Genomic DNA, 23288 nt, shown 5'->3' on the forward strand with positions numbered 1-23288 from the left:
CTCCCCCGCTGGCGGGTGTGGGAGCTGGACGCGATCTACCCGCCCGCCTCGACCGCCCTTGCTCCTGCGGGATTGGCGGCCGGGCGAGGCAAATTCAAACGCTTGTATCAAAAGCAATGATTGTCCGGCAACACGCGCACCTATAAAGGCCCGCGGCGATTGTGAGCGGCCGGTAGGCGCATTAGATTAGCCAATAATCTCTGGCCTCCAGAATAAGCAGAAGGGATAAGCATGGCGCTTACAGACCAGTCCACCCGTACTCGCTCCGGCGAGGAACTTGACGCCAACCTGATCGATCCGTACCTCAAGGCCCACATCCCCGGCCTCAGCGGCACGCCGCGGATCAGCCAGTTCCCGGGCGGGGCTTCGAACCTCACTTACCTGCTGGAATACCCTGACCAGGAGTTCGTCCTGCGGCGCCCGCCGTTCGGCCACAAGGCCAAGTCGGCCCACGACATGGGCCGCGAGTTCCGCATTCTCAACCAGCTCAGGGACGGCTTCCCCTACTGCCCCAAGGCGTACGTGCATTGCACCGACGAGTCGCTGATCGGCGCCGAGTTCTATGTCATGGAACGGGTCAAGGGCATCATCCTGCGCTCCGACCTGCCGGCGGAGCTGGGCCTGGACGCCGGCCAGACCGAGGCCCTGTGCAAGAGCTTCATCGACCGCTTCGTCGAACTGCACCGGGTCGACTACAACGCCTGCGGCCTCGGCGACCTGGGCCGCCCCGAAGGCTATGTGCAGCGCCAGATCAAGGGCTGGAGCGAGCGCTACGAGAAGGCCCTGACCCCGGATGCGCCGCACTGGGACACCGTCAAGGCCTGGCTCAACGAGAAGATGCCCGCCGACCACCCGACCTCGAGCATCGTCCATAACGACTACCGCTTCGACAACGTGATCCTCGACCCCAACAACCCGATGCAGATCATCGGCGTGCTGGACTGGGAGCTGACCACCCTGGGCGATCCGCTGATGGACCTGGGCAACAGCCTGGCCTACTGGATCGAAGCCGCCGACCCGGCGCCGGTGCAACTGATGCGGCGCCAGCCGAGCAACGCCCCGGGCATGCTCACCCGCCGGCAATTCGTCGACTACTACGCCGAGCGCTCGGGCATCGAGATCGGCAATTTCGACTTCTACTACACCTACGGCCTGTTCCGCCTGGCCGGCATCGTGCAGCAGATCTACTACCGCTTCTACCACGGCCAGACCCAGGACAAACGCTTCGCGCAGTTCATTCACATGAACAAGCTGCTGGAGCAGATGAGCCTGCAGGTCATCGACAAATCCAGCCTCTGACCGCGCCCCGGCGCTCGACAACCCAACCAGGGAAAAACCATGTCCAAGACTCAGTTGTTCGACCTCGACGGCAAGATCGCTTTCGTTTCCGGCGCCAGCCGCGGCATCGGTGAGGCCATTGCCAAGTTGCTGGCCCAGCAAGGGGCCCATGTGATCGTGTCGAGCCGCAAGCTCGACGGTTGCCAACACGTCGCCGACGCGATCATCGCCGCCGGCGGCAAGGCCACCGCGATCGCCTGCCACATCGGTGAAATGGAGCAGATCAGCCAGGTCTTCGCCGGCATCCGCGAACAGTTCGGGCGCCTGGACATCCTGGTCAACAACGCCGCCACCAACCCGCAGTTCTGCAACGTCCTGGACACGGACCTCGGGGCTTTCCAGAAGACCGTCGACGTCAACATCCGCGGCTACTTCTTCATGTCGGTGGAAGCCGGCAAGCTGATGCGCGAGAACGGCGGCGGCAGCATCATCAACGTGGCCTCGATCAACGGCATCTCGCCGGGGATCTTCCAGGGCATCTACTCGGTGACCAAGGCCGCGGTGATCAACATGACCAAGGTCTTCGCCAAGGAATGCGCGCCGTTCGGCATCCGCTGCAACGCCCTGCTGCCGGGCCTGACCGACACCAAGTTCGCCTCGGCGCTGGTGAAGAACGACGCCATCCTCAAGACCGCCCTGGCGCAGATCCCCCTCAAGCGCGTGGCCGACCCCAGCGAAATGGCCGGCGCGGTGCTGTACCTGGCCAGCGACGCCTCCAGCTACACCACCGGTGTTGCGCTGAACGTGGACGGCGGCTTCCTCTCCTGAGGCCTGCTTGCACCTCCAGACAGGCAGCCCCCGGGCTGCCTTTTTCTTGTCCTGCGGGCGCTGACTGGCCAGCGAACAGCCGCTTGAACCCGGCGCTCGCCTCACGACGCCTTTTGCCGGCCAGCCGGCGCCTGCAGGGCCGCCTCGAAATTTTAATTCCAGCAATTGCAATTAAAGAATATTTATTCCATAACTAGCACTCCCTAGAACAATAATTCTGCAGGAGCGGTTATGGACGAACTTGGCATTGGCTTGATCGGCACCGGCTTCATGGGCCGGGCCCACGCCCTGGCGTTTCGCAGCGTCGGCGCGGTGTTCGAACTGCCGGTGCGCCTGCACCTGGCCGCCCTGGCCGATGCTGATGCGCAGCGGGCCGAACACTGCGCCGGGGCCTGGGGCTTCGCCCGGGCCCATAGCGACTGGCAAGGATTGATCGCCGATCCCCGGGTCAATCTGGTGGCCATCACCACCCCCAACCATTTGCACTTCCCCATGGCCATGGCGGCACTGGCGGCGGGCAAGGCGGTGTACTGCGAAAAACCCCTGGCGGTCAGCGTCGAACAGGCCCGGCAGATGCACCACGCGGCCCAGGCCGCCGCAGTGGTGACCCGGGTCGGCTACAACTACCAGCACAACCCGATGATCGTCCTCGCCCGGCAACTGATCGGCCAGGGTGAGCTGGGGCAGTTGGTGAGCTTCCAGGGCGAGTTCAGCGAAGACTTCATGGCCGACCCGGATTCGCCCTGGTCCTGGCGCTGCGACCCGCAGCACGCCGGTGGTGCCCTGGCGGACCTGGGCAGCCACCTGCTGGCCATGGCGCGCTTTCTCATGGGGCCGGTGCAGGCGGTGTGCGCCGACACCCAGACCGTGCACCGGCAACGCCCTGTTCACAGCGCCAGCCAGCAACGTCGCGGCATAGAAGTCGACGATCAGGCCCACGCCCTGCTGCGCTTTGCCAATGGCGCCCGAGGCTGCGTGAGCAGCAGTTGGATCAAGCACGGCTACAAGAACCACCTGAGCTTCGAGATCAGCGGCACCCTGGGCACCCTGGCCTTCGACCAGGAACGGCTCAACGAACTGCGCCTGTACCGGGTCGGACAGAAAGGCTTCCAGCGCCTGCTGGCCGGGCCCGACCTGCCCGGCTACGCCGCCTTCAGCCCGGCCCCCGGGCATCAACTGGGCTACAACGAACTCAAGACCCTGGAGGTTCACGAACTGATCATGGCCCTGTGCGGCCAGGGCCGAGACGGCACGGATTTCGCTGAAGCCTGGGAAATTGAACGCCTGGCCGCGGCAATCCGCACCGCCGCCCAGGAACAGCGCTGGGTCCCCCTCCTGTAGCCGCTGCTGAGCCCGCGAAGCTGCGCACAGGCCCAAAGGGCCTTGCCTGACGATCGCCCGCAGATCTTGGACAGCCTCAAGATCCCCGCGTCTCCTGCGGAGCCGTGCGCAGCCTGCGGCAGCGGCTACACAACCCCGATCGGCATTGCCTGTAGCCGCTGCTGAGCCCGCGAAGCTGCGCAAAGGTCCGCAGGACCTTGCTTGGCGGTCGCCCGTAGCACCCGCAGCGGCCTTTAGTGCGCCGCGGCCCTGCGGGCCGTTCGCAGCCTGCGGCAGCGGCTACAAGGGCAATGCGGCCAGGCGCGCGGCCAGGGCCTTGGCTTGCAGGGCGACGTCGGTGACGGCGGTGCTTTCCCACCACAGGCCGCGCAACGGCGGGCCCAGGGCAAACAGGCGCGCGGATGCCTGGCCCCGGGCATCGTGCACGGCGCCGTCCGCCGTGGCGCTGATGCCCAGGGCCAGCGGACCGGGGGTGACCAGGCCGCGAGCCAGCAGTTGCTGCGGCAAGGGCCGCGCCACCCGGCGCCAGTCGTATTCGATGCCGCTGGAGTTGATCAGGGCATCGCCCGGCACGCGCACGCTGTCCGGGCTGCCGCGATAGCGCAGGCGGATCGCCAGGCGGCCGTCGGCGCCCGCCTCCAGCCCCTGGTAGCACGCGGCATGCACCCGCAACCGGCCTTGCTCCTGCAGGCGCGCCACCAGCGCCGCGCTCAAGGGCGGCGAGCGATGGTGATGGCTTTCCCACCAGGGCCGCACATGACGTACGAACTGGCGTTTCTGCGCCTCGCTGGCCTGGCTCCACAAGCGCCCGATATGGGCCCGCACCGTGTCCAGCGGCGCTTGCCAGTCGATGCCCCGGGCCTGCGCCGCCTGGCACTGGCGCCGCAGCGCCCGGAACAACTGCCGGGGGCTGCGCAGGCTCGGGTCGGCGGCGAGAAAATCCTCCCAGGCCGGCGGCTGGCGACGCACGTGCGGCAGCAGCCCATGGCGGGAGAACACTTCGATCGGCCCGCGATGCCCGGCCTGCTCCAGGGACACCACGGCGTCGACCATGGTCAGCCCGGAGCCAATGATCAGCACCGTCGCCTGCGGGTCGAGGCGGGCCATGGCGGCCACGTCCCAGGGGTCCAGCGCGGCGGCGTTGAGGCCGCTGGACCGGGTCTGTGGCGTGCGCGCCGCGGGGAACATGCCCGTGGCCAGCACCGCCCGCGCGCCCCGCAGTTGCCGGCCATCGGCCAGGGTCAGGAGCACGCCGTCAGGTTCGATTTCCAGGTCCACCGCTTCGCCCTGCACATGGCTCACCGAGGAGCCCTGCCCCCGGCCCTGCGCTTGCGCCTCGGCCAGCCGCTGCTGGGCATAGACGCCAAACAGCCCGCGGGGCGGAAACAGTTCGCTGACCGGCACATGCTGGCGATCCGACTCGGGCCAGCCGCCCTCGGCAATGTGCCGGGTCAGCCACTGGGTCAGGTCGTCGGCGTTGTCCGGGTCGACGCTCATGCGCGCGGCGTTGCCGTTCAGGGTGTGCCCCAGCTCCACGGCGCTGTAGGCCTCGCCACGCCCCAGTTCGTTGCGCGGCTCGATCACCAGGATCCGCCGCCGGCCCGGCCGGCGCAGCAATTGCGCGGCCAGCAAGGCGCCACTCAGGCCACCGCCGACAATCAGAATGTCCGCATCAGGGTCGGCCGGGATGGTCGGTGGGGTGTGGTTCTGGCTCATGGCATGCTCGCGGTCAGTGTTTGCCCAGGTAGAAATCCTGCAGATCGCCCCGGGCCAGCAACTGCTCGGCGGTGCCGGACAGGGCCACCCGTCCGTTGTCCAGCAGGCAGGCGTGGGACGCGTACTTGAGCGCCAGATTAATGCTTTGCTCGGCGATCAGAAAACTCACCCCCGCCTCGCGATTGAGCTGGGCGACGATCTGAAAAATCTCCTGGACGATAATAGGCGCCAAGCCCATGGAAGGTTCGTCCAGCAGTACCAAAGTAGGATGGGTCATCAACGCCCGGCCGATGGCCAGCATCTGCTGCTCACCACCCGAGGTCAGGCCGGCACGCACCCGGCGCTTGGTCAGCAGCCGCGGAAACCAGTGGTAGATGCGCTCCAGATCCTCGGCCAGCTGCCGACTGCCGAGGCCGCGGACAAAGCCGCCGCTGCGCAGGTTGTCCTCCACGGTCAGCTGGCCGAACACGTGTCGCCCCTCCAGCACATGGACCATGCCCTGGCGCACTCGGCGACTGGGGTCGACCCCGGCCAGGTCCTGCCCGGCGAAGCGGATGCTGCCCCGCCCCAGCTGGGCCCGCTCGGCCCGGCCCAGGCCGGAGATGGCCTTGAGGGTGGTGCTCTTGCCGGCGCCATTGGCCCCCAGCAAGGCGACGATCGCCCCCCGGGGCACGTCCAGGGACACCCCGGCCACCCCGAGGATGGCGCCGTCGTAGATCACCTCGATGTCCTGCACCTGCAACAGGTGCTCGGCCGCGGTGGCCGTGGCGCTGTGGCTCATGCTTCAGTCATCCCCGTTGCAGGTGCGTGGCGTCAGTTGCTTTTCCTTGGCGAAGGCCGCGGCCTTCTCGTCGATCAGCGGCCGCAGCAGCGCGCGGTCGGCGGCGATCCAGTCGCTGATCAGGGTCCAGTTGGCCCCGTCCCATTGCTGCACCCGGGCCGCGCCGCCGCCTTCGTGATCGCGGCACGACAGCTTGAGGTTCTGCATCAGCCCCAGGTAACCCATGTCCTTGAGCCGGGCGTCGTCGATGTTCAGGTGCTCCAGGCCCCAGCGCCCTTCTTCACCGTTGAGCGGGCGCTTGCCGAACTTGCCCTGGGCGGTGCGGATCGCCTCCACCGCCACCGCGGCGTTCACCAGCCCGGAGTTGTAGTACACGCTGCCGAAGTTCTTCAGGTCCTTGAGGTCGCTCTTGCCGGTATCGAGGATGTACTGCTTCAGGCGCTTGTGGATCTCGAAGTCGCTGCCCGCCGGGTAGGGTGTCAGCGCCAGGTAGCCCTTGGCGGCGACCCCGGCCGGCAGCACGTCCTCGCTGGAACTGGCCCAGATGTCGCCGATGATGTGATCCACCGGGAAGCCGAAGCGCGCCGCGGTCTTGACCGCCACCGGGGTCGACACGCCCCAGGTGCGCAGGAACACCCAGTCCGGGTTCTGCTGGCGGATCTGCCGCCATTGCGCCGATTGCTCGTTGCCCGGGTCGGCCACCGGGATCTGGATGTTCTCGAAGCCGTATTTTTCCGCCAGCAGCTTGAGCGGCCCGAGGGTTTCCCGGCCATAGGCGGAGTCGTGATAGACCGTGGCGATCTTCTTGCCCTTGAGCTTGTCGAACCCGCCCTCGCGCTGGGCGATGTAGTTCACCAGGGTCGAGGCCTCGCTGTAGAAGGTCAGCATCACCGGGAAGTTGTAGGGGAACACCGTGCCATCGGTGGCTTCGGTACGCCCGTAGCCCAGGGTAATGAGCGGGATCTTGTCCACCTCGGCTCGCTCGCTCAGGGCATAGGCCGCCGGCGCTCCGTTGGGCTGATAGACCGCCACCGGCGCGCCGTCCAGGCCCTTCTTGAAGCGCTCGTAGCACTCGATGCCCTTCTCCGCGGTCCATTCGGTCTCGCATTCCTGCCACACCAGCTTGACCCCGTTGATCCCGCCTTCCACCTGATTGATGTAGTTCAGGTAGTCGATCATCCCGGCCCACACCTGCACCCCGCTGGAGGCATAGGCCCCGACCCGGTAGGTGGCCAGGGGGAAGAACTGCTGGTCCGGCGCGGCCTGGGCCTGCGGGGTCAGCGCCGCGGACAGCAGCAAGGCCGCACTGGCCAGGGAAGCTTTCAAGGATGCACGCATGTTGTCTCTCTAGGTCTTGAGTGGAATTTCAGAAGCGCAGCGGCCAGTGCCGCAGGCGCTCGCGCAGGTTGCTCAGCAGGCGGATCAGGCCCTCGGGCTCCTTGATCAGGAACAGGATGATCAGCACGCCAAAGATGATTTTCTGCAGGTTCTGCAATTGCCCGGCGTCCACCGCCCCGCCCAGCAGCCACTGCCCGGCGTGGCTGAGGAAGATCGGCAGCAGGCTGATGAAGGCCGCGCCGACGAAGTTGCCGGCCACGCTGCCCATGCCGCCGATAATGATGATGAAGAGGATCTGGAACGACCGATTGATATCGAAGCTGCTGGCGCTGGCGGTGCCCAGGTAGGCGAAGGCCCACAGCGCCCCGGCGATGCCCAGGTAGAACGAGCTGACGGCAAAGGCCTGGCGCTTGTAGCGGGCCACCGGGATGCCGATCACCGCGGCCGCGGTGTCCATGTCGCGGATCGCCATCCAGTTGCGCCCGACCTGGCTTTGCACCAGGTTCTGCGCCACCCGGGTCAGCAGCAGGACCACCACCAGGGTCAACAGGTAGCGCCCGGTCGGGGTATTGAGGTCATGCCCCCACAGGCTCAACTGCGGAGCCGAGATGGTGCCCGAGGAGCCGTAGTTGTAGAACCAGGGAAACTTGACGAACAGCCACTCCAGGAAGAACTGCGCCGCCAGGGTGGTGACCATCAGGTAGAAGCCCTTGATCCGCGAGCTGGGCAGGCCGAACAGCCAGCCCACCAGGGCACTGATCAGGCCACCGCCGAGCAGCGCCACGGGCAGCCCCAGCTCTGGCAGGCGCAGCACGAAGCCGTAGGTGGCAAAGGCTCCGACCGCCATGAAGCCGGCGGCGCCCACCGAGGTCTGGCCGGTGTAGCCGGTCAGCAGGTTGAGCCCGAGCCCGGCCAGGGACAGCACCAGGAAGGGAATCAGGATCGCGTTGAGCCAATAGTCGTTGGCAACCAGGGGCACCACGCCGCAGGTCAACAGCAACAGGCCGCTCAGGCCCAGGGGCAGACGGCGCTGGACCAGCAGCAGCGGCGCGGTTTGCCGGGTCAGGGGGATGGACATCAATTCACACTCGCTCGATGGCCCGCTCGCCGAACAGGCCGGCGGGACGGATGTAGAGGAAGGCCAGGGCCAGGACATAGGCGAACCAGGGGGTGATGCCGCCGCCGATCAGCGGGCCGATATAGACCTCCGCCAGGTTCTCGGCGGCACCGACGATCAGGCCCCCGGCAATCGCCCCGCCGATGGAGGTGAAGCCGCCGATGATCAGCACCGGCAGCGCCTTGAGCACCACCAGCGACAGCGAGAACTGCACCCCCTGGCGCGCGCCCCAGAGCAGCCCGGCCACCAGCCCCACGACCCCGGCCACGGCCCAGACGATCTGCCAGATGCGGTTGAGGTTGATGCCGATGGACAGCGCCGCCGTGGTGTCGTCGGCCACCGCCCGCAGGGAAATGCCGATGCGGGTCTTGTTGAACAGCAGCGCCAGCACCGTCACCAGCACCAGGGCGGCCGCGGCGGCGATCAGGTCGAACTGGCTGACCATCAGCGGCCCGAGGAACAGCGGCACGTCGTCGATGCCCAGGTCCAGGGCGCGCACCTGGGAGCCCATCAGTCCCTGGGCCAGGCCCTCGATGATGAACGACAGGCCCAGGGTGGCCATGAACAGGGTGATCTGCGAGCGATTGACCAGGGGCCGCAGCACCAGGCGCTCGATCAGCCAGGCACCGATGATCATCACCAGCACCGTCAGCAGCAGCGCCAGGGCGAAGGGCACACCCTGGTCGTGCAGGCTGACGAAGGTCAGGGCGGCGAACAGCAGCATCGCGCCCTGGGCGAAATTGAACACGCCGCTGGCCTTGTAGATCAGCACGAAGCCGATGGCCACCAGGGAGTACAGGGTGCCGGCCAGCAGGCCGCCGAGCAGGGTTTCGAGGAAGAAGTTCATCAGTGCACCACCCCCAGGTAGGCGGCGATCACGTCGGGATTGGCCTGGACCTCGGCCGGCGTGCCATCGCCCACCTTGCGCCCGTAGTCCAGGACCACCACGTGGTGGCACAGCTCCATGACCACCCCCATGTCGTGCTCGATCAACACCACGGTGGTGCCCAGGTCACGATTGATGTCAGCGATGAAGCCGGCCATTTCCTGCTTTTCCTCGGCGTTCATGCCCGCCAGGGGTTCGTCCAGCAACAGCAGGCTGGGCCCGGCGATCAGCGCCCGCCCCAGCTCCACGCGCTTTTGCAGGCCGTAGGACAGGTTGCCCACCGGGACATCCCGCAGTGCCTGCAAATCGAGAAACTGCAGGATGCCCTGGGCCAGTTGGCGGAAGGTCGCAGCCTCGCGCCGGGCCCGGGGCAAGCCCAGGGCCTGCTCGATCAGGTAGGTGCGCGACTGCCGCGACAGGCCGGTGAGCAGGTTGTCGATCACGCTCATCTTCTTGAACAGCGCATTGTTCTGGAACGTCCGGCCAATGCCACGGCGAGCGGCGCTCAGCGGGTCGATGCGCGAATAGCTCTGGCGGTCGAAGACAATCGCCCCGCTGTCGAAGCGATAGACCCCGTTGAGCAGGTTGAGCAACGAGCTCTTGCCGGCGCCGTTGGGTCCGATCAGGCCGCAGATTTCGCCACGGCGCACGTCGAACGACAGCTGGTTGATGGCCTTGACCCCCTTGAACGACAGGGACACGGCACGCACTTGCAGGATGGGTTCGCTGGGGCTCATGCAATGTTCCGTTTGAATTCGGCGATCCAGGCCGGGGTTGAGGGGTGAGCATGCGACGGCGCCGGCTGCCAGATGAACTGCAAGCGGGCAAAGCCCAGCAACCGGCGCACCCGTTGCTTGAGCAGCCGGGGCAGTGGCCGGCGAGGATGGGCAATGACCCACTCGCACAGGCGCCGGCGCCAGCTGCCGGGAGGCGCCAGGCGGCTTTCGATTTCGTCCGCCAGCTGCTGCAGGCGCGGCGGCGACAGCAGCAGGCCGCTGGGCACCACGTCGCGGCGGTCGCGACTGGCGGATGCCGCGGTTTCGGGGAAGGCCAGGCTGTGGCCGCTGTTCAGCCAGTGCTCCAGCAACACCTGCAGACCCGCCGCCCATTGCGTGCCCTCTTCGCTCCACAGTTGCTCGGCAGTGGCCGGATGGCGCCAATAGAGCTGGCGCTGGGGCGCTTCGCTGGGGCCGAGCAAGTCGGCAAAGCACAGCAGCGGCTGGCGCACACCGGCGGGCAGGCGCGGCAAGGCTTGCCCGGCGATCAAAAGCCCCGGGGCCGGGCCCTGGTCCCCGGCGGCCACCCAGGCCAGGACCTGGCGCCGCGAGTGGACGAAGGCGTGGCTCGGCTGCAGGCGCCAAAGCGCCTGGCGCAGGGCCTCGGGCGCCAGCTCCGGGTCGAGGCTGAGCACTTCGGCGCCCAGGCTCCGGGCAGCCAGGGCCAGCAGCAACAGGTCCGGCTCGAACGGCCCGCTCAGGGCCAGCCGGGACTGCGAGTCGAGGCCTTGCTGGCGCAGGCCGTCGGCCAGACGCTCGACATCGCGCAGGGCATCGATCCAGCGCCAGGCGTACCAATGGCCGTGGCGCTTGTGGCGCAGGGCATTGTCCAACGGCCGGGCCTGGGCCCAGTGCCGCAACTGTTCCAGGGCACCGCTCAACTGCAAGCGGTCCTCGGGGGCTGGCGCATCCGTGGTGGGCGGACGCTTGAGTTCATGCACGCTCATGAATTGACCTCGACAACTTGGCAAACGCGTGCGGTGGTCCGCTGGCTGGCAATAAACGGGGCTGGCCCTGGGACGCAGGTCGTGCGGGCCTCTTCGCTGGCAAGCCAGCTCCTACCGGAATTGGACGGCTCCCTGGTAGGAGCCGGCTTGCCGGCGAAGGCGTTGCTGAATCCGACGCCTGTCTTGCGGGCCCTTTCGCTGGCAAGCCAGCTCCTACCGGAATTGGGCGGCTCCCTGGTAGGAGCCGGCTTGCCGGCGAAGGCGTTGCTGAATCCGACGCCTGTCTTGCGGGCCCTTTCGCTGGCAAGCCAGCTCCTACCGGAATTGGGCGGCTCCCTGGTAGGAGCCGGCTTGCCGGCGAAGGCGTTGCTGAATCCGACGCCTGTCTTGCGGGCCCTTTCGCTGGCAAGCCAGCTCCTACCGGAATTGGACGGCTCCCTGGTAGGAGCCGGCTTGCCGGCGAAGGCGTTGCTGAATCCGGCGCCTGTCGTGCGGGCCCTTTCGCTGGCAAGCCAGCTCCTACAGGGGTTGGGTCAGGCGCGGGCGCGTTGCGCGGGTGTTTGGCGTTGCTCGCCCAGGTTGCGCCAGGCGTTGCCCGGGTGGCTTTCGGGCAGGCGCGGGCCGGCGCCGAAGAGTTTTTCCCGCAGGGTGCCGGGGGCGTATTCGGTCTTGTACACCCCGCGTTTCTGCAGTTCCGGGACCAGCAGCTCAACCGCGTCGATAAAGGTTTCGTGGGTCAGGGCGTAGGCCAGGTTGAAGCCGTCGACATCCGTCTCCTCGACCCACTCCTGGAGCAGGTCGGCCACGGTTTCCGGGCTGCCGACGAACAACGGGCCAAAGCCGCCGATGCCGACCCAGTCGGCCAGTTCGTGGGGGGTCCAGACCTTGTTCGGGTCCGCCGTGGAGAAGGCCTCCACCGCCGACTGGATGGCATTGGTATGCACGTGCTTGAGGGGCTCGTCAGGCTTGAAGCGGCTGAAGTCGATGCCGGTCCAGCCGGAAATCAGCGCCATGGCGCCCTCATAGCTGACCCAGGACTTGTATTCCTCGAACTTGGCCTTGGCCAGGGCGTCGGTCTCGCCGAGGATCACCGTCTGCAGGTTGAAGATCAGGATCTTCGACGGGTCGCGCCCGGCTTCGGCCGCGCGGCGGCGGATGTCGGCCACGGTCTTTTTCAGCAGCACCTTGGACGGCGCGGCGACGAACACGCATTCGGCGTGCTCAGCGGCGAACTGCTTGCCGCGGCTGGACGCCCCGGCCTGGTACAGCACCGGGGTGCGCTGCGGCGACGGCTCGCACAGGTGGATGCCCGGCACCTGGAAGTGTTTGCCGACGTGGTGGATCTCGTGGATCTTGCTCGGGTCGCTGAAGATCCGCCGCTCGCGGTCACGCAACACCGCGCCCTCCTCCCAACTGCCCTCCCAGAGCTTGTAGCAGACCTCCAGGTATTCCTCGGCGTAGTCGTAGCGGGCGTCGTGTTCGGTCTGGGCCTGCTGGCCGAGGTTCTTGGCGCCGCTCTCCAGGTAGGAGGTGACGATGTTCCAGCCGGCACGGCCCTTCGTCAGGTGATCGAGGGTCGAAAGGCGCCGGGCAAAGGGGTACGGATGCTCGAACGACAGCGAGGCGGTGAGGCCGAAGCCCAGGTGCTCGGTGACCAGGGCCATGGGCGGGATCAGTTGCAGCGGATCATTGACCGGCACCTGGGCCGCCTGGCGGATCGCCGCCTCGCCATTGCCGTTGTAGACGTCGTAGATGCCCAGCACATCGGCGATGAACAGCCCGTCGAACTTGCCCTTTTCGAGGATCCTGGCCAGGTCGGTCCAGTACTCCAGGTCCTTGTACTGCCAGGAGCGATCCCGGGGGTGGGCCCAGAGTCCCGGCGACTGGTGGCCGACGCAGTTCATGTCGAAGGCATTGAGGCGGATTTCACGGGACATCACACAGCACTCCTGAAACCTTGGGGCAGCACGCCGTTGAGGCGGTAGTTGCCGACCAATTGATACTTCCAGCGCAACGGGTCATGCAGGGCCGGGGGCTGGGGGCTGCGCTGGCCGGTGAGTTCGAACTCGGCGTTGCTCGCCGCCAGCAGGGCTTCGCCGGCGGCGATCGCCGCCTCGGCCAGGGCGATGGTGACTTCGGCCGGTTCCAGGCCTTGTTGCAGGCGCTGCCGGGCCCGCTCGTGCAGGGCCGCGGCCACCTCGATGCGGATCTGCAGGTCGCCGAAGCGGCTGATGACATAGGGGTCGTCACTGGCCTTGCTCAGGCCGCTGCCGGACCAGGGCCGGGCCTGCTGGCGAACGAACTCCAGGGTCCGCTGCAACAGGTCGCGGGCCCGTTGCAGCTGCTCGCCGCTGGCGGCCAGGGCAGCCTGGGGGCTGTCGGGTTGGGTCAATGCGTTCATGGCGGTGTCCTTTCAGTTCCAGGCGTGACGGGGCGGCTTGACGCCGTTGAGCAGGAAGTTGCCGATCAGGTGGTATTTCCAGCGCGCCGGATCGTGCAGGGTGTGGGTGCGGGCGTTGCGCCAGTGGCGGTCGAGGTTGTACTTGGCCGACACCGAGCGGGTGCCGGCCAGCTCGAACAGTTTGCTGGCGGCGAGCAAGGCGTTTTCCGCCGACAGCACCTTGGCCTGGGCCACCACCAGGGAGGCCTGGGCGACGCTGTCTTCGCTGGGGCTGGCCAGGGCCTGATCAACCGCCTCGGCGGCCTTGACCAGGATCGCCTCGGTGCCATGCACCCGCCATTCCAGGTCGCCGATGGCGGCGATGGTGAACGGGTCCTGCCAGCCGTGATCCAGGCCGCTGTCGATCCACGGCCGCGATTGCCGGGCGTAATGCTTGGCGTCTTCCAGGGCGGCGACGGCGATGCCGGTGTCCACCGCGGCCTGGATGATCTGCGAGATCGGGCCGTCGGCGGTGGGTTGGTCGAAGGCCCGGTGGGCCGGGATCACCGCGCTGCGCGGCACCTGCACCGCCTTGAGGCTGACCCCGCCGCTGGCGGTGGTGCGCTGGCCGAAGCCGTCCCAGCTGTCGATCACCGTGAGGCCGGGGTTGTCGCGCTCGATAAAGGCAATGTGCGCCTGGTTGTGCTCGTCCACCGCCACCGTCGGCACGATGTGGGCGAACAAGGCGCCGGTGCAGTAGAACTTCTCGCCGTCGATCTGCGCCTGCTCGCCGCTGAAGTGGATCCGGGTTTCAAAGGCGCCGACATGCTTGCTGCCGGCTTCGGAAAAGGCATTGCCGAAACGGTAGCCCTGCAACACCTTGGCGAAGTAGTGCTGCTTCTGCTCTTCGCTGGCGGTCTGCAACAGGATGTCCACCACCCCGAGGTGGTTCTGCGGCAGCTGGCCCAGGGACGGATCGGCGGCGGAGATGATCTTGATCACTTCGGTCAAGGTCACATAGGACACCCCGGCGCCGCCGTAGGCCCGGGGAATGGTAATGCCCCACAGGCCGCTGGCGGAGAACTGGTCCAGCTCGGCCCGCGGCAGGCGCCGTTCGCGGTCGCGCACCGCGGCCTCCACGGCAAAGCGCTGGGCCAGGTCCCTGGCGACACTGATGGCCTCGGCGTCGCTGCGGATCAGGTGGGCATTGGGTAAGGGTTGGGCTGGGGCTGTCATGGGCCGACTCCACGTCCTGAAGATCAAGATGAACACCGCTCGGGCGCTCGCTATCAGGACAATTGCAGGAGTCGTGCCTAAATATAAAAACCTTTTATTTCAATGACTTGATGACGATTCCGAAGAAAAGGCATCAACTGAAAACAGGCAAAATGTCCAACCGCTGTTGGCTGGCCAACAGTGGCCGGCACGCCAGGGCGATCAGTACACCACGTTGCGCACGAAGCGCGTGGCCAGGGGGCCGTCGTTGCGATAGCCGTGGGGCACGTGACTGGCGAACATGAAGAAATCACCGCTTTCCAGGCGCCGCTCGGCGTCGCCGAAGAACAGCGTCAGGCAGCCCTGGAAGACATAGATCTGCTCGCTCCAGCCGACGGTGTCGCACTCGGAGTGATAGACCTCGCCGGGCTCCAGTTGCCACTCCCAGAGTTCCACTTCACGGCTGGCCTCGGCCTTGGCCAGGAGCAGCGCCTTGCTCCCGGGGATGACGCCGGCCCAGGCCAGCTCGTTGATGCGGCTCGGGTCCCGGGAATCCGGGGCCTGGATCAGGTCGCTGAACGCCACGTTCAAGGCCTCGGCGACCCGGTCCAGGGTGCCGAGACTGACGTTCTTCTCCCCGGCCTCGATGGCCACCAGCATCCGCCGGCTGACGGCGGATTTTTCTGCCAGGGCGCTCTGGCTCAGGCCTGCGGCATGGCGCAGGCGTCGCACGTTGAGGCTGACATGTTGCAGGACCGAAGCCCGTTGGACGTTATCTTTGTGCACTATATTGCTCGCTCTCCGGGCCTGCGCAGTATACTGCCCAGCTTCCGGCGCATTGTGCGTCCCCCCTCAGGTAGCACGCAAGGCCATGACTTCAACGCCCTCCCGCGCAATGCGCTTCCCACTCAGCAGGGCCGAAGCGGTGCTGGTGCTGATCACCATGATCTGGGGCGGCACCTTCCTGCTGGTGCAGCACGCCATGAGCGTCAGCGGACCGATGTTTTTCGTCGGCCTGCGCTTTGCCGCGGCGGCGTGCATCGTCGCCCTGTTTTCACTGCGCCACCTGCGCGGGCTGAGCCTGTTCGAACTGCGCGCCGGGACCTTCATCGGCACCGCCATCATGCTCGGCTACGGCCTGCAGACGGTGGGCCTGCAAAGCATTCCCAGCAGCCAGTCAGCATTTATCACGGCCCTGTATGTGCCCTTCGTACCGCTGCTGCAGTGGCTGTTCATGGGCAAGCGCCCGGGGTTGCTGCCGAGCCTGGGCATCATGCTGGCCTTTACCGGCCTGATGCTGCTGTCCGGCCCCAATGGCGCGTCGCTGGACTTCAGCCCCGGGGAGATCGCCACCCTGATCAGCACCGTGGCGATTGCCGCGGAAATCATCCTAATCAGCAGCTTCGCCGGGCGGGTGGATGTGCGCCGGGTGACGGTGGTGCAACTGGCGGTCACCTCGCTGCTGGCCTTTGCCATGGTGCTGCCGACCGGCGAGGCGCTGCCGGAGTTTTCCTGGCTGCTGCTGGCCAGCGCCCTGGGGCTGGGGGCGGCCAGCGCGGCGATCCAGGTGGCGATGAACTGGGCGCAGAAAAGCGTCTCGCCGACCCGCGCCACCCTGATCTATGCCGGTGAGCCGGTGTGGGCCGGGATTGTCGGGCGGATCGCCGGGGAACGTTTGCCGGGGCTGGCGCTGCTGGGGGGCGCCTTGATCGTGCTGGCGGTGATCATCAGCGAATTCAAGCCCAAGGGCCGGGCCACGCCGGCATTGACCGACCAGACAGCGGACGGTGTGTAGGAGACGGCTTGCCGGCGAAAACGGTCTTGCGGGCCTCTTCGCTGGCAAGCCAGCGCCTACGATTGGCAGGGATATCGCAGGGACATGTAGGAGCCGGCTGCCGGCGAAAGCGATCCGGCAGGTTCCCTCGCTGGCAAGCCAGCGCCTAGAACACGGGGTCGCCGGGGGCGTAGAGCCAGGTCGGGGCGGTCAGCGAACCCCGGTGCTTGGGCTCAAGCCGTACCGGGTCATGCTCGGGCGTACCGTGAAAGTAGAAATAGGCGTGGTAGAGCGCATGACCCTCGGCCAGCGCGCGGTCGAAGTAAAGCACCGTGCCCGGCGGCAGCCGGTAGCTGGACTCATCGCCCAACGGCCCTTCGATGATCAGCGCCTGGCGGGTCTGGAGCATGTCGGGACGCTGGAGATAATGCTCCAGGCCAATGCCCAGCGCCGCGCCGAAGGCGGTGAACAGTAAAGCGAAACATCCGCGTCGAATCATCCGACCCATGGTCGTTCCTTGTATGAGGTGCACCGTTATCCATCCTTGCTGCAGGTTGACCTGGGCAGGGCGTTGGCCTTGCAGCACCCGGTGAGCGGGCGCATCCGGCATTTGTCTCCTACCTTTGAAAGCGCATGTAACATTTCTTAGGGGGGCCGAGCCGCCCATGGCGGTTGGTGATCGGGGGCCTGGCACGTATTATGCGTCATACTTTTCCGCAGATTAGAAGCCTATGTCCCTGATAGTTCTACTGCTTCTGCCATTCATTGGCAGCTGTCTGGCGGCCCTGCTGCCGCACAACGCACGTAACACGGAATCTCTGCTGGCTGGCCTGGTGGCACTCATTGGCACCATCCAGGTGGCGTTGCTGTACCCGCAGATCGCCGACGGCGGGATTATCCGTGAGGAATATACCTGGCTGCCAAGCCTGGGCCTGAACTTCGTGCTGCGCCTGGACGGCTTCGCCTGGCTGTTCTCGTTGCTGGTGCTGGGCATCGGCAGCCTGGTGGCGCTGTATGCGCGCTACTACATGTCGCCGGAAGATCCGGTGCCGCGCTTCTTTGCCTTCTTCCTGGCGTTCATGGGGGCCATGCTGGGCCTGGTGATCTCCGGCAACCTGATCCAGATGGTGTTCTTCTGGGAGCTCACCAGCCTGTTCTCGTTCCTGCTGATCGGCTACTGGCACCACCGCTCCGACGCCCGCCGCGGCGCCTACATGGCCTTGATGGTCACCGGTGCCGGGGGCTTGTGCCTGCTGGCGGGGGTCATGCTGCTCGGCCATGTGGTCGGCAGCTACGACCTGGATCAGGTGCTAGCTGCCGGAGACAAGATCCGCGCCCACGCGCTCTACCCGATCCTGTTGCCATTGATCCTGCTGGGCGCCCTGAGCAAGAGCGCGCAGTTTCCCTTCCACTTCTGGCTGCCCCACGCCATGGCGGCGCCAACACCGGTTTCGGCCTACCTGCACTCGGCGACCATGGTCAAGGCCGGGGTGTTTCTCCTGGCCCGCCTGTGGCCGTCGTTGTCCGGCACCGAAGAATGGTTCTACATCGTCAGCGGCGCCGGGGCCTGCACCCTGGTGCTGGGCGCCTACTGCGCGATGTTCCAGAACGACCTCAAGGGCCTGCTGGCCTACTCCACCATCAGCCACCTGGGGCTGATCACCCTGCTGCTGGGCCTCAACAGCCCCCTGGCGGCGGTGGCCGCGGTGTTCCACATTCTCAACCACGCCACCTTCAAGGCGTCCTTGTTCATGGCCGCCGGGATCATCGACCACGAGAGCGGCAGCCGCGACATCCGCAAGCTCAACGGCCTGATCAAGCTGATGCCCTACACCGCGACCCTGGCCATGGTCGCCAGTGCCTCGATGGCCGGGGTGCCGCTGCTCAACGGCTTCCTGTCCAAGGAGATGTTCTTCGCCGAGACGGTGTTCATCAATTCCAGCGCCTGGGTGGAAATCGCCCTGCCGGTGATTGCCACCATCGCCGGCACCTTCAGCGTCGCCTACGCCCTGCGCTTTACCGTGGACGTGTTCTTCGGCGAGCCGGCCACCGACCTGCCGCACACGCCCCATGAGCCACCCCGCTGGATGCGCGCACCGGTGGAGCTGCTGGTGTTCACCTGCCTGCTGGTGGGCATGTTCCCGGCGCAGATCATCGGGCCGCTGCTGGCCGCCGCCGCGCGGCCGGTGGTGGGCGGCACCCTGCCCGAGTACAGCCTGGCCATCTGGCACGGCCTCAATGCGCCGATGATCATGAGCCTGATCGCCATGTCCTGCGGCATCGTGCTCTACCTGCTGCTGCACAAACCTTTGGTGGCGGGGCGTTTCCCCTACCCGCCGGTGGTGGGCCGTCTCAACGGCAAGCTGTTGTTCGAACGCAGCCTGGTGGGCATGACCCGCCTGGCCCGGCGTCTGGAGCGGCGGCTGAGCACCAAGCGCCTGCAGACCCAGCTGTTCCTGCTGATTCTGGCGGCGGTGATCACCGGTATGATTCCCATGCTCTACAGCCAGCTGACCTGGGGCGACCGGCCGAAGATCCCCGGCTCCATCGTCTTCGTGACCTTCTGGCTGCTGGCCATCGCCTGTGCCCTGGGCGCCGCCTGGCAGGCCAAGTATCACCGTCTCGCGGCCCTGACCATGGTCAGCGTCTGCGGGCTGATGACCTGCGTGACCTTCGTCTGGTTCTCGGCACCGGACCTGGCCCTGACCCAGCTGGTGGTGGAAGTGGTGACCACGGTGCTGATCCTCCTTGGCCTGCGCTGGCTGCCGCGGCGGATCGAAGAAGTCTCGCCGCTGCCCAGCAGCCTGCCCAAGGCGCGCATCCGCCGCCTGCGCGACCTGAGCCTGTCGATCGCCGTCGGCCTGGGCATGGCGGTGCTGTCCTACGCCATGCTGACCCGCCCCACGCCCAACGATATTTCCTCGTTCTACCTCAGCCGCGCCCTGCCTGAAGGCGGCGGCACCAACGTGGTCAACGTGACCCTGGTGGACTTCCGCAGCTTCGACACCCTGGGCGAGATCACCGTGCTGGCCGCGGTGGCCCTGACCGTGTTCGCCCTGCTGCGGCGCTTCCGCCCGCCCAAGGAGAGCATGCAGTTGCCGGCGCAACAGCGCCTGCTGGCCCCGGACGTGGTCACCGATCTGGTCAACCCGCGCCAGGCCAGCGACACCGCCCTGGGCTTCATGATGGTGCCGGCGGTGCTGGTGCGCCTGCTGCTGCCGATCGCCCTGGTGGTGTCCTTCTACCTGTTCATGCGCGGGCACAACCTGCCGGGTGGCGGTTTCGTCGCCGGGCTGGTGATGTCGGTGGCCTTCATCCTCCAGTACATGGTGGCCGGCACCCAGTGGGTCGAGGCGCAGATGAGCCTGCGGCCGCTGCGCTGGATGGGCACCGGCCTGCTGTTCGCCCTGGCCACCGGCCTCGGCGCCCTGGCCTGGGGCTACCCGTTCCTCACCACCCACACGGTGCACGTGGACCTGCCGCTGTTCGGTGACATCCATGTCGCCAGCGCCCTGTTCTTCGACATTGGCGTGTACGCGGTGGTGCTGGGCGCGACCCTGCTGATCCTCACCGCCCTGGCGCACCAGTCGGTGCGGGCCCACAAGCCGGCCAGCCAGTCCAAATCCCTGATCAAGAGCGGAGCCGCCTGATGGAAGAAGTCATCGCAATCGCCATTGGGGTCCTCGCCGCTTCCGGAGTCTGGCTGGTCCTGCGCCCGCGGACCTTCCAGGTGGTGATGGGCCTGTGCCTGCTGTCCTACGCGGTCAACCTGTTCATCTTCAGCATGGGCAGCCTGTTCATCGGCAAGGAGCCGATCGTCAAGGACGGCGTGCCCCAGGACCTGCTGCACTACACCGACCCGCTGCCCCAGGCCCTGGTGCTCACCGCCATCGTCATCAGCTTCGCCATGACCGCGCTGTTTCTGGTGGTGCTCCTGGCGTCCCGGGGCCTGACCGGCACTGACCACGTCGACGGCCGGGAGCCCAAGGAATGAGTTCGTTGTCGCACCTGATCGTCGCTCCCATCCTGCTGCCGCTGCTGACCGCGGCCATCATGTTGCTGCTGGGGGAAAAACACCGTCCGCTCAAGGCCCGGATCAACCTGCTCTCCAGCCTGCTGGGCCTGGGCCTGGCCTGCTACCTGCTGTACTGGACCCAGGCCCAGGGCGCCACCGGTTCCTTCGGCGTGTACCTGCCCAGCAACTGGCAGGTGCCGTTCGGCATCGCCCTGGTGGTGGATCGCCTGTCGGCGCTGATGATGGTGCTCACCGGGATCATCGGGGTCAGCGCGCTGCTGTTCGCCATGGCCCGCTGGGACGGCGCCGGGGCCAGCTTTCATGCGTTGTTCCAGATCCAGCTGATGGGCCTGTACGGCGCCTTCCTCACCGCCGACCTGTTCAACCTGTTCGTGTTCTTCGAAGTGCTGCTGGCGGCCTCCTACGGCCTGATGCTGCACGGCTCGGGCCGGGCGCGGGTGTCCTCGGGGCTGCACTACATCACCATCAACCTGCTGGCCTCGTCGCTGTTCCTGATCGGCACGGCGATGATCTACGGGGTCACCGGGACCCTGAACATGGCCGACCTGGCGATGAAGATCCCGCTGGTGCCGGAAGCCGACCGCGGCCTGCTGCACGCCGGCACGGCGATCCTGGCCATCGCCTTCCTGGCCAAGGCCGGGATGTGGCCGCTGAACTTCTGGCTGGTGCCGGCCTATTCCTCGGCCAGCGCCCCGGTGGCGGCACTGTTCGCCATCATGACCAAGGTCGGGATCTACACCGTGCTGCGCCTGTGGACCCTGCTGTTTTCCGGGCAGGCCGGGGCCTCGGCCTACTTCGGCAACCAGTGGCTGATCTACGGCGGCATGGCGACGATCTTCTGCGCGGCCCTGGCGATTCTTCCGGCCCAGCGCCTGGAGCGCATGGCCAGCCTGAGCATCCTGGTGTCGGCAGGCATCCTGATCGCGGTGATCGGCTTCGCCCAGCCGGCCCTCACCGGCGCGGCGCTGTTCTACCTGTTCAGCTCGACCCTGGCGCTGTGCGCGCTGTTCCTCCTGGCGGAACTGATCGAGCGCTCGCGTTCGGCGGTGGAAGTGCCCCTGGAAGACGAAGGCGAAATCCTCCCCCGGCCCATGGAAGGCCTCCCCCCTCCCCGGGGCAGCAACCTCGACGACGAACAGCAAGTGGTGGTCGGCCAGGTGATCCCATGGACCATGGCCTTCCTCGGCCTGAGCTTCATTGCCTGCGCCCTGCTGATCATCGGCATGCCGCCGCTGTCGGGCTTTATCGGCAAGCTCAACCTGATCGCCGCCCTGCTCAACCCCACGGGTCTGGGAAGCAGCGACACGTCGATTCCGCTGGCGGGCTGGTGTTTCCTGGCGTTGCTGATCCTCTCCGGCCTGGCCTCGCTGATCGCCTTTGCGCGCCTGGGCATCCAGCGCTTCTGGAGCCCGGAGGAGCGGCCTTCGCCGGTGTTGCGGCGTCTGGAATGCGTGCCGATCGTGGCGTTGCTGGGGCTCTGCGTGCTGCTCAGCTTCAAGGCCGAGCCGCTGCTGCGCTTCACCCAGGCCACGGCCGACAGCCTCAATCATCCGGAGCACTATGTGATGGCGGTACTGGGCACCCGCACCGTGCTCAGCCCCGAGTCCAAGGCCGCGGCAGCGACGGAGGTGCAACCATGAAGCGCCTGTTCCCCGCTCCCTTCCTGTCCCTGGCGCTGTGGCTGCTGTGGCTGGTGCTGAACCTATCCGTCAGCCCCGGCAATCTGCTGCTGGGGGCCATCCTGGGCTTTCTCGCGCCGCTGCTGATGCGCCCGCTGCGACCGTTGCCGATCCGTATCCGCCGCCCCGGCACCATCCTGCGCCTGCTGCTGCGGGTTGGCTGCGACGTGGTGGTGTCGAACCTGATCGTGGCCTGGGGCGTGCTCAACGAAGGGCGCCGCCCGGTGCGTTCGGCCTTCGTCAAGATTCCCCTGGACCTGCGGGACGCCAATGGCCTGGCGGCGCTGTCCACCATTACCACGGTGGTGCCGGGCACGGTCTGGTCCGAGCTGTCGCTGGACCGCAGCATTCTCTTGCTGCACGTCTTCGATCTGCAGGATGAAGCGCAATTCATCCAGCACTTCAAGGTGACCTACGAGCGCCCGCTGATGGAGATTTTCGAATGAGCGTGCTGTTGACCAACGCGATCCTGCTGAGCCTGTTCCTGTTTTCCCTGGCCATGGTCCTGACCCTGGTGCGCCTGTTCAAGGGGCCCTCGGCCCAGGATCGGGTTCTGGCCCTGGACTACCTGTACATCCTGGCGATGCTGATGATGCTGGTGCTGGGCATTCGCTACGCCAGCGACACCTACTTCGAGGCGGCGCTGCTGATCGCCCTGTTCGGCTTTGTCGGCTCCTTCGCCCTGGCCAAATTCCTTCTGCGCGGCGAGGTGATCGAATGAACAGCCTGGAACAACTGCCCCTCTGGGTGGAAGTGCTGGTGGCCCTGCTGCTGGTGATCAGCAGCCTGTTCGCCTTGATCGGCGCCCTGGGCATCCTGCGCATGAAAAGCTACTTCCAGCGCATGCATCCACCGGCGCTGGCCTCGACCATGGGCTCCTGGACCGTGGCCCTGGCCTCGATCCTGTACTTTTCGGCGCTCAAGTCCGGGCCGGTGCTACACGCCTGGCTGATCCCGATCCTGCTGGCGATCACGGTGCCGGTGACCACCCTGCTGCTGGCCCGGGCGGCGCTGTTCCGCAAGCGCATGGCCGGCGATGACGTACCGGCGGAAGTCAGCAGCAAACGCAACGAAAGCGGCAACTGAGCACACCACCCCATGTAGGAGCCGGCTTGCCGGCGAAGAGGCCGTTGAGCCTTGCAGCGAATCGGCTGGCGCCTTCGCTGGCAAGCCAGCTCCTACACAAGCCAGCTCCC

General features: G+C 66.7%; 21 protein-coding genes and 1 pseudogene. 10 read left to right on the forward strand and 12 right to left on the reverse strand.

Annotation, left to right across the window (positions count from 1 at the left end; genetic code table 11):
- The first annotated feature begins 231 nt into the window (after nucleotides 1-231).
- The 3 genes from L1O02_RS17690 (at nucleotide 232) to L1O02_RS17700 (ending at nucleotide 3447) form a co-directional block, all read left to right on the forward strand.
- Nucleotides 232-1299, forward strand: coding sequence for a phosphotransferase family protein (locus L1O02_RS17690; protein ID WP_060838930.1), 1068 nt, complete (start codon nucleotides 232-234; stop codon nucleotides 1297-1299).
- A 39-nt stretch (nucleotides 1300-1338) separates the two neighbouring features.
- The gene (locus L1O02_RS17695; protein WP_060838929.1) at nucleotides 1339-2106 is read left to right on the forward strand and encodes an SDR family oxidoreductase; all 768 of its coding nucleotides are present in this window, start codon (nucleotides 1339-1341) and stop codon (nucleotides 2104-2106) included.
- Nucleotides 2107-2337: 231 nt separating this feature from the next.
- Nucleotides 2338-3447 carry a Gfo/Idh/MocA family oxidoreductase gene (locus tag L1O02_RS17700; RefSeq protein WP_060838928.1) on the forward strand — a complete coding sequence of 370 codons (1110 nt, stop codon included), beginning with the start codon at nucleotides 2338-2340 and terminating at the stop codon, nucleotides 3445-3447.
- Nucleotides 3448-3726: 279 nt separating this feature from the next.
- On the opposite strand, the gene L1O02_RS17705 is transcribed toward L1O02_RS17700, so the two are convergent.
- From L1O02_RS17705 to L1O02_RS17755, 11 genes are all read right to left on the reverse strand, one after another.
- Nucleotides 3727-5163, reverse strand: a complete 1437-nt coding sequence (locus L1O02_RS17705; protein WP_235758398.1) for an FAD/NAD(P)-binding protein — start codon at nucleotides 5161-5163, stop codon at nucleotides 3727-3729.
- A 13-nt stretch (nucleotides 5164-5176) separates the two neighbouring features.
- A complete protein-coding gene (locus tag L1O02_RS17710) occupies nucleotides 5177-5944 on the reverse strand; it encodes an ABC transporter ATP-binding protein (RefSeq protein WP_235758400.1) in 768 nt (255 codons plus the stop codon).
- Nucleotides 5945-5947: 3 nt separating this feature from the next.
- Complete coding sequence (locus tag L1O02_RS17715) at nucleotides 5948-7282, reverse strand: ABC transporter substrate-binding protein (RefSeq protein WP_102864475.1); 1335 nt, start codon at nucleotides 7280-7282, stop codon at nucleotides 5948-5950.
- Between the two features lie 28 nt (nucleotides 7283-7310).
- The gene (locus L1O02_RS17720) at nucleotides 7311-8360 is read right to left on the reverse strand and encodes a branched-chain amino acid ABC transporter permease (protein ID WP_060841929.1); all 1050 of its coding nucleotides are present in this window, start codon (nucleotides 8358-8360) and stop codon (nucleotides 7311-7313) included.
- A 4-nt stretch (nucleotides 8361-8364) separates the two neighbouring features.
- Complete coding sequence (locus tag L1O02_RS17725; protein ID WP_060838924.1) at nucleotides 8365-9246, reverse strand: branched-chain amino acid ABC transporter permease; 882 nt, start codon at nucleotides 9244-9246, stop codon at nucleotides 8365-8367.
- Nucleotides 9246-10022: an ABC transporter ATP-binding protein gene (locus tag L1O02_RS17730; RefSeq protein WP_235758402.1), complete on the reverse strand. Its 777-nt coding sequence runs from the start codon at nucleotides 10020-10022 to the stop codon at nucleotides 9246-9248. The genes L1O02_RS17725 and L1O02_RS17730 overlap by 1 nt, the downstream gene beginning before the upstream one ends.
- Complete coding sequence (locus L1O02_RS17735; RefSeq protein ID WP_060843352.1) at nucleotides 10019-11008, reverse strand: AMP-binding protein; 990 nt, start codon at nucleotides 11006-11008, stop codon at nucleotides 10019-10021. The genes L1O02_RS17730 and L1O02_RS17735 overlap by 4 nt, the downstream gene beginning before the upstream one ends.
- Before the next feature lie 533 nt (nucleotides 11009-11541).
- Nucleotides 11542-12945, reverse strand: a complete 1404-nt coding sequence (locus L1O02_RS17740; RefSeq protein WP_108543184.1) for an LLM class flavin-dependent oxidoreductase — start codon at nucleotides 12943-12945, stop codon at nucleotides 11542-11544.
- A complete protein-coding gene (locus L1O02_RS17745; RefSeq protein WP_108543182.1) occupies nucleotides 12945-13409 on the reverse strand; it encodes an acyl-CoA dehydrogenase in 465 nt (154 codons plus the stop codon). The genes L1O02_RS17740 and L1O02_RS17745 overlap by 1 nt, the downstream gene beginning before the upstream one ends.
- 12 nt (nucleotides 13410-13421) lie before the next feature.
- Nucleotides 13422-14624, reverse strand: coding sequence for an SfnB family sulfur acquisition oxidoreductase (locus L1O02_RS17750; RefSeq protein WP_235758404.1), 1203 nt, complete (start codon nucleotides 14622-14624; stop codon nucleotides 13422-13424).
- Between the two features lie 201 nt (nucleotides 14625-14825).
- Entirely contained in the window at nucleotides 14826-15389 is a 564-nt protein-coding gene (locus L1O02_RS17755; protein ID WP_060843348.1) for an XRE family transcriptional regulator, read from the reverse strand.
- On the opposite strand from L1O02_RS17755, the pseudogene L1O02_RS17760 reads away from it, so the two are divergent.
- Nucleotides 15384-16398 (forward strand): annotated as a pseudogene (locus tag L1O02_RS17760) (DMT family transporter). The gene L1O02_RS17755 and the pseudogene L1O02_RS17760 sit on opposite strands and share 6 nt — an antisense overlap.
- Nucleotides 16399-16543: 145 nt before the next feature.
- Here the strand turns inward: L1O02_RS17760 and L1O02_RS17765 are convergent.
- Complete coding sequence (locus L1O02_RS17765; RefSeq protein WP_060838916.1) at nucleotides 16544-16885, reverse strand: hypothetical protein; 342 nt, start codon at nucleotides 16883-16885, stop codon at nucleotides 16544-16546.
- A gap of 223 nt (nucleotides 16886-17108) precedes the next feature.
- Here L1O02_RS17765 and L1O02_RS17770 point away from each other — a divergent pair, with 223 nt between their 5' ends.
- From L1O02_RS17770 to L1O02_RS17795, 6 genes are read left to right on the forward strand one after another with little or no spacing between them, the layout of a single operon-like run.
- Nucleotides 17109-20027: a monovalent cation/H+ antiporter subunit A gene (locus tag L1O02_RS17770; protein ID WP_060838915.1), complete on the forward strand. Its 2919-nt coding sequence runs from the start codon at nucleotides 17109-17111 to the stop codon at nucleotides 20025-20027.
- Nucleotides 20027-20371: a Na+/H+ antiporter subunit C gene (locus L1O02_RS17775; protein WP_011060906.1), complete on the forward strand. Its 345-nt coding sequence runs from the start codon at nucleotides 20027-20029 to the stop codon at nucleotides 20369-20371. Before L1O02_RS17770 ends, L1O02_RS17775 begins: the two co-directional genes overlap by 1 nt.
- A complete protein-coding gene (locus tag L1O02_RS17780; RefSeq protein ID WP_235758405.1) occupies nucleotides 20368-22053 on the forward strand; it encodes a monovalent cation/H+ antiporter subunit D in 1686 nt (561 codons plus the stop codon). The genes L1O02_RS17775 and L1O02_RS17780 overlap by 4 nt, the downstream gene beginning before the upstream one ends.
- Nucleotides 22050-22538, forward strand: coding sequence for a Na+/H+ antiporter subunit E (locus L1O02_RS17785; RefSeq protein ID WP_060838913.1), 489 nt, complete (start codon nucleotides 22050-22052; stop codon nucleotides 22536-22538). The genes L1O02_RS17780 and L1O02_RS17785 overlap by 4 nt, the downstream gene beginning before the upstream one ends.
- On the forward strand, nucleotides 22535-22813 hold the full coding sequence (locus L1O02_RS17790) for a K+/H+ antiporter subunit F (RefSeq protein WP_016962858.1): 279 nt from the start codon (nucleotides 22535-22537) through the stop codon (nucleotides 22811-22813). The genes L1O02_RS17785 and L1O02_RS17790 overlap by 4 nt, the downstream gene beginning before the upstream one ends.
- Nucleotides 22810-23178, forward strand: a complete 369-nt coding sequence (locus L1O02_RS17795; RefSeq protein WP_060838912.1) for a Na+/H+ antiporter subunit G — start codon at nucleotides 22810-22812, stop codon at nucleotides 23176-23178. Before L1O02_RS17790 ends, L1O02_RS17795 begins: the two co-directional genes overlap by 4 nt.
- Nucleotides 23179-23288: the final 110 nt, after the last annotated feature.

The sequence above is a fragment of the Pseudomonas sp. BC42 genome, assembly GCF_021560055.1.
Classification (GTDB): domain Bacteria; phylum Pseudomonadota; class Gammaproteobacteria; order Pseudomonadales; family Pseudomonadaceae; genus Aquipseudomonas.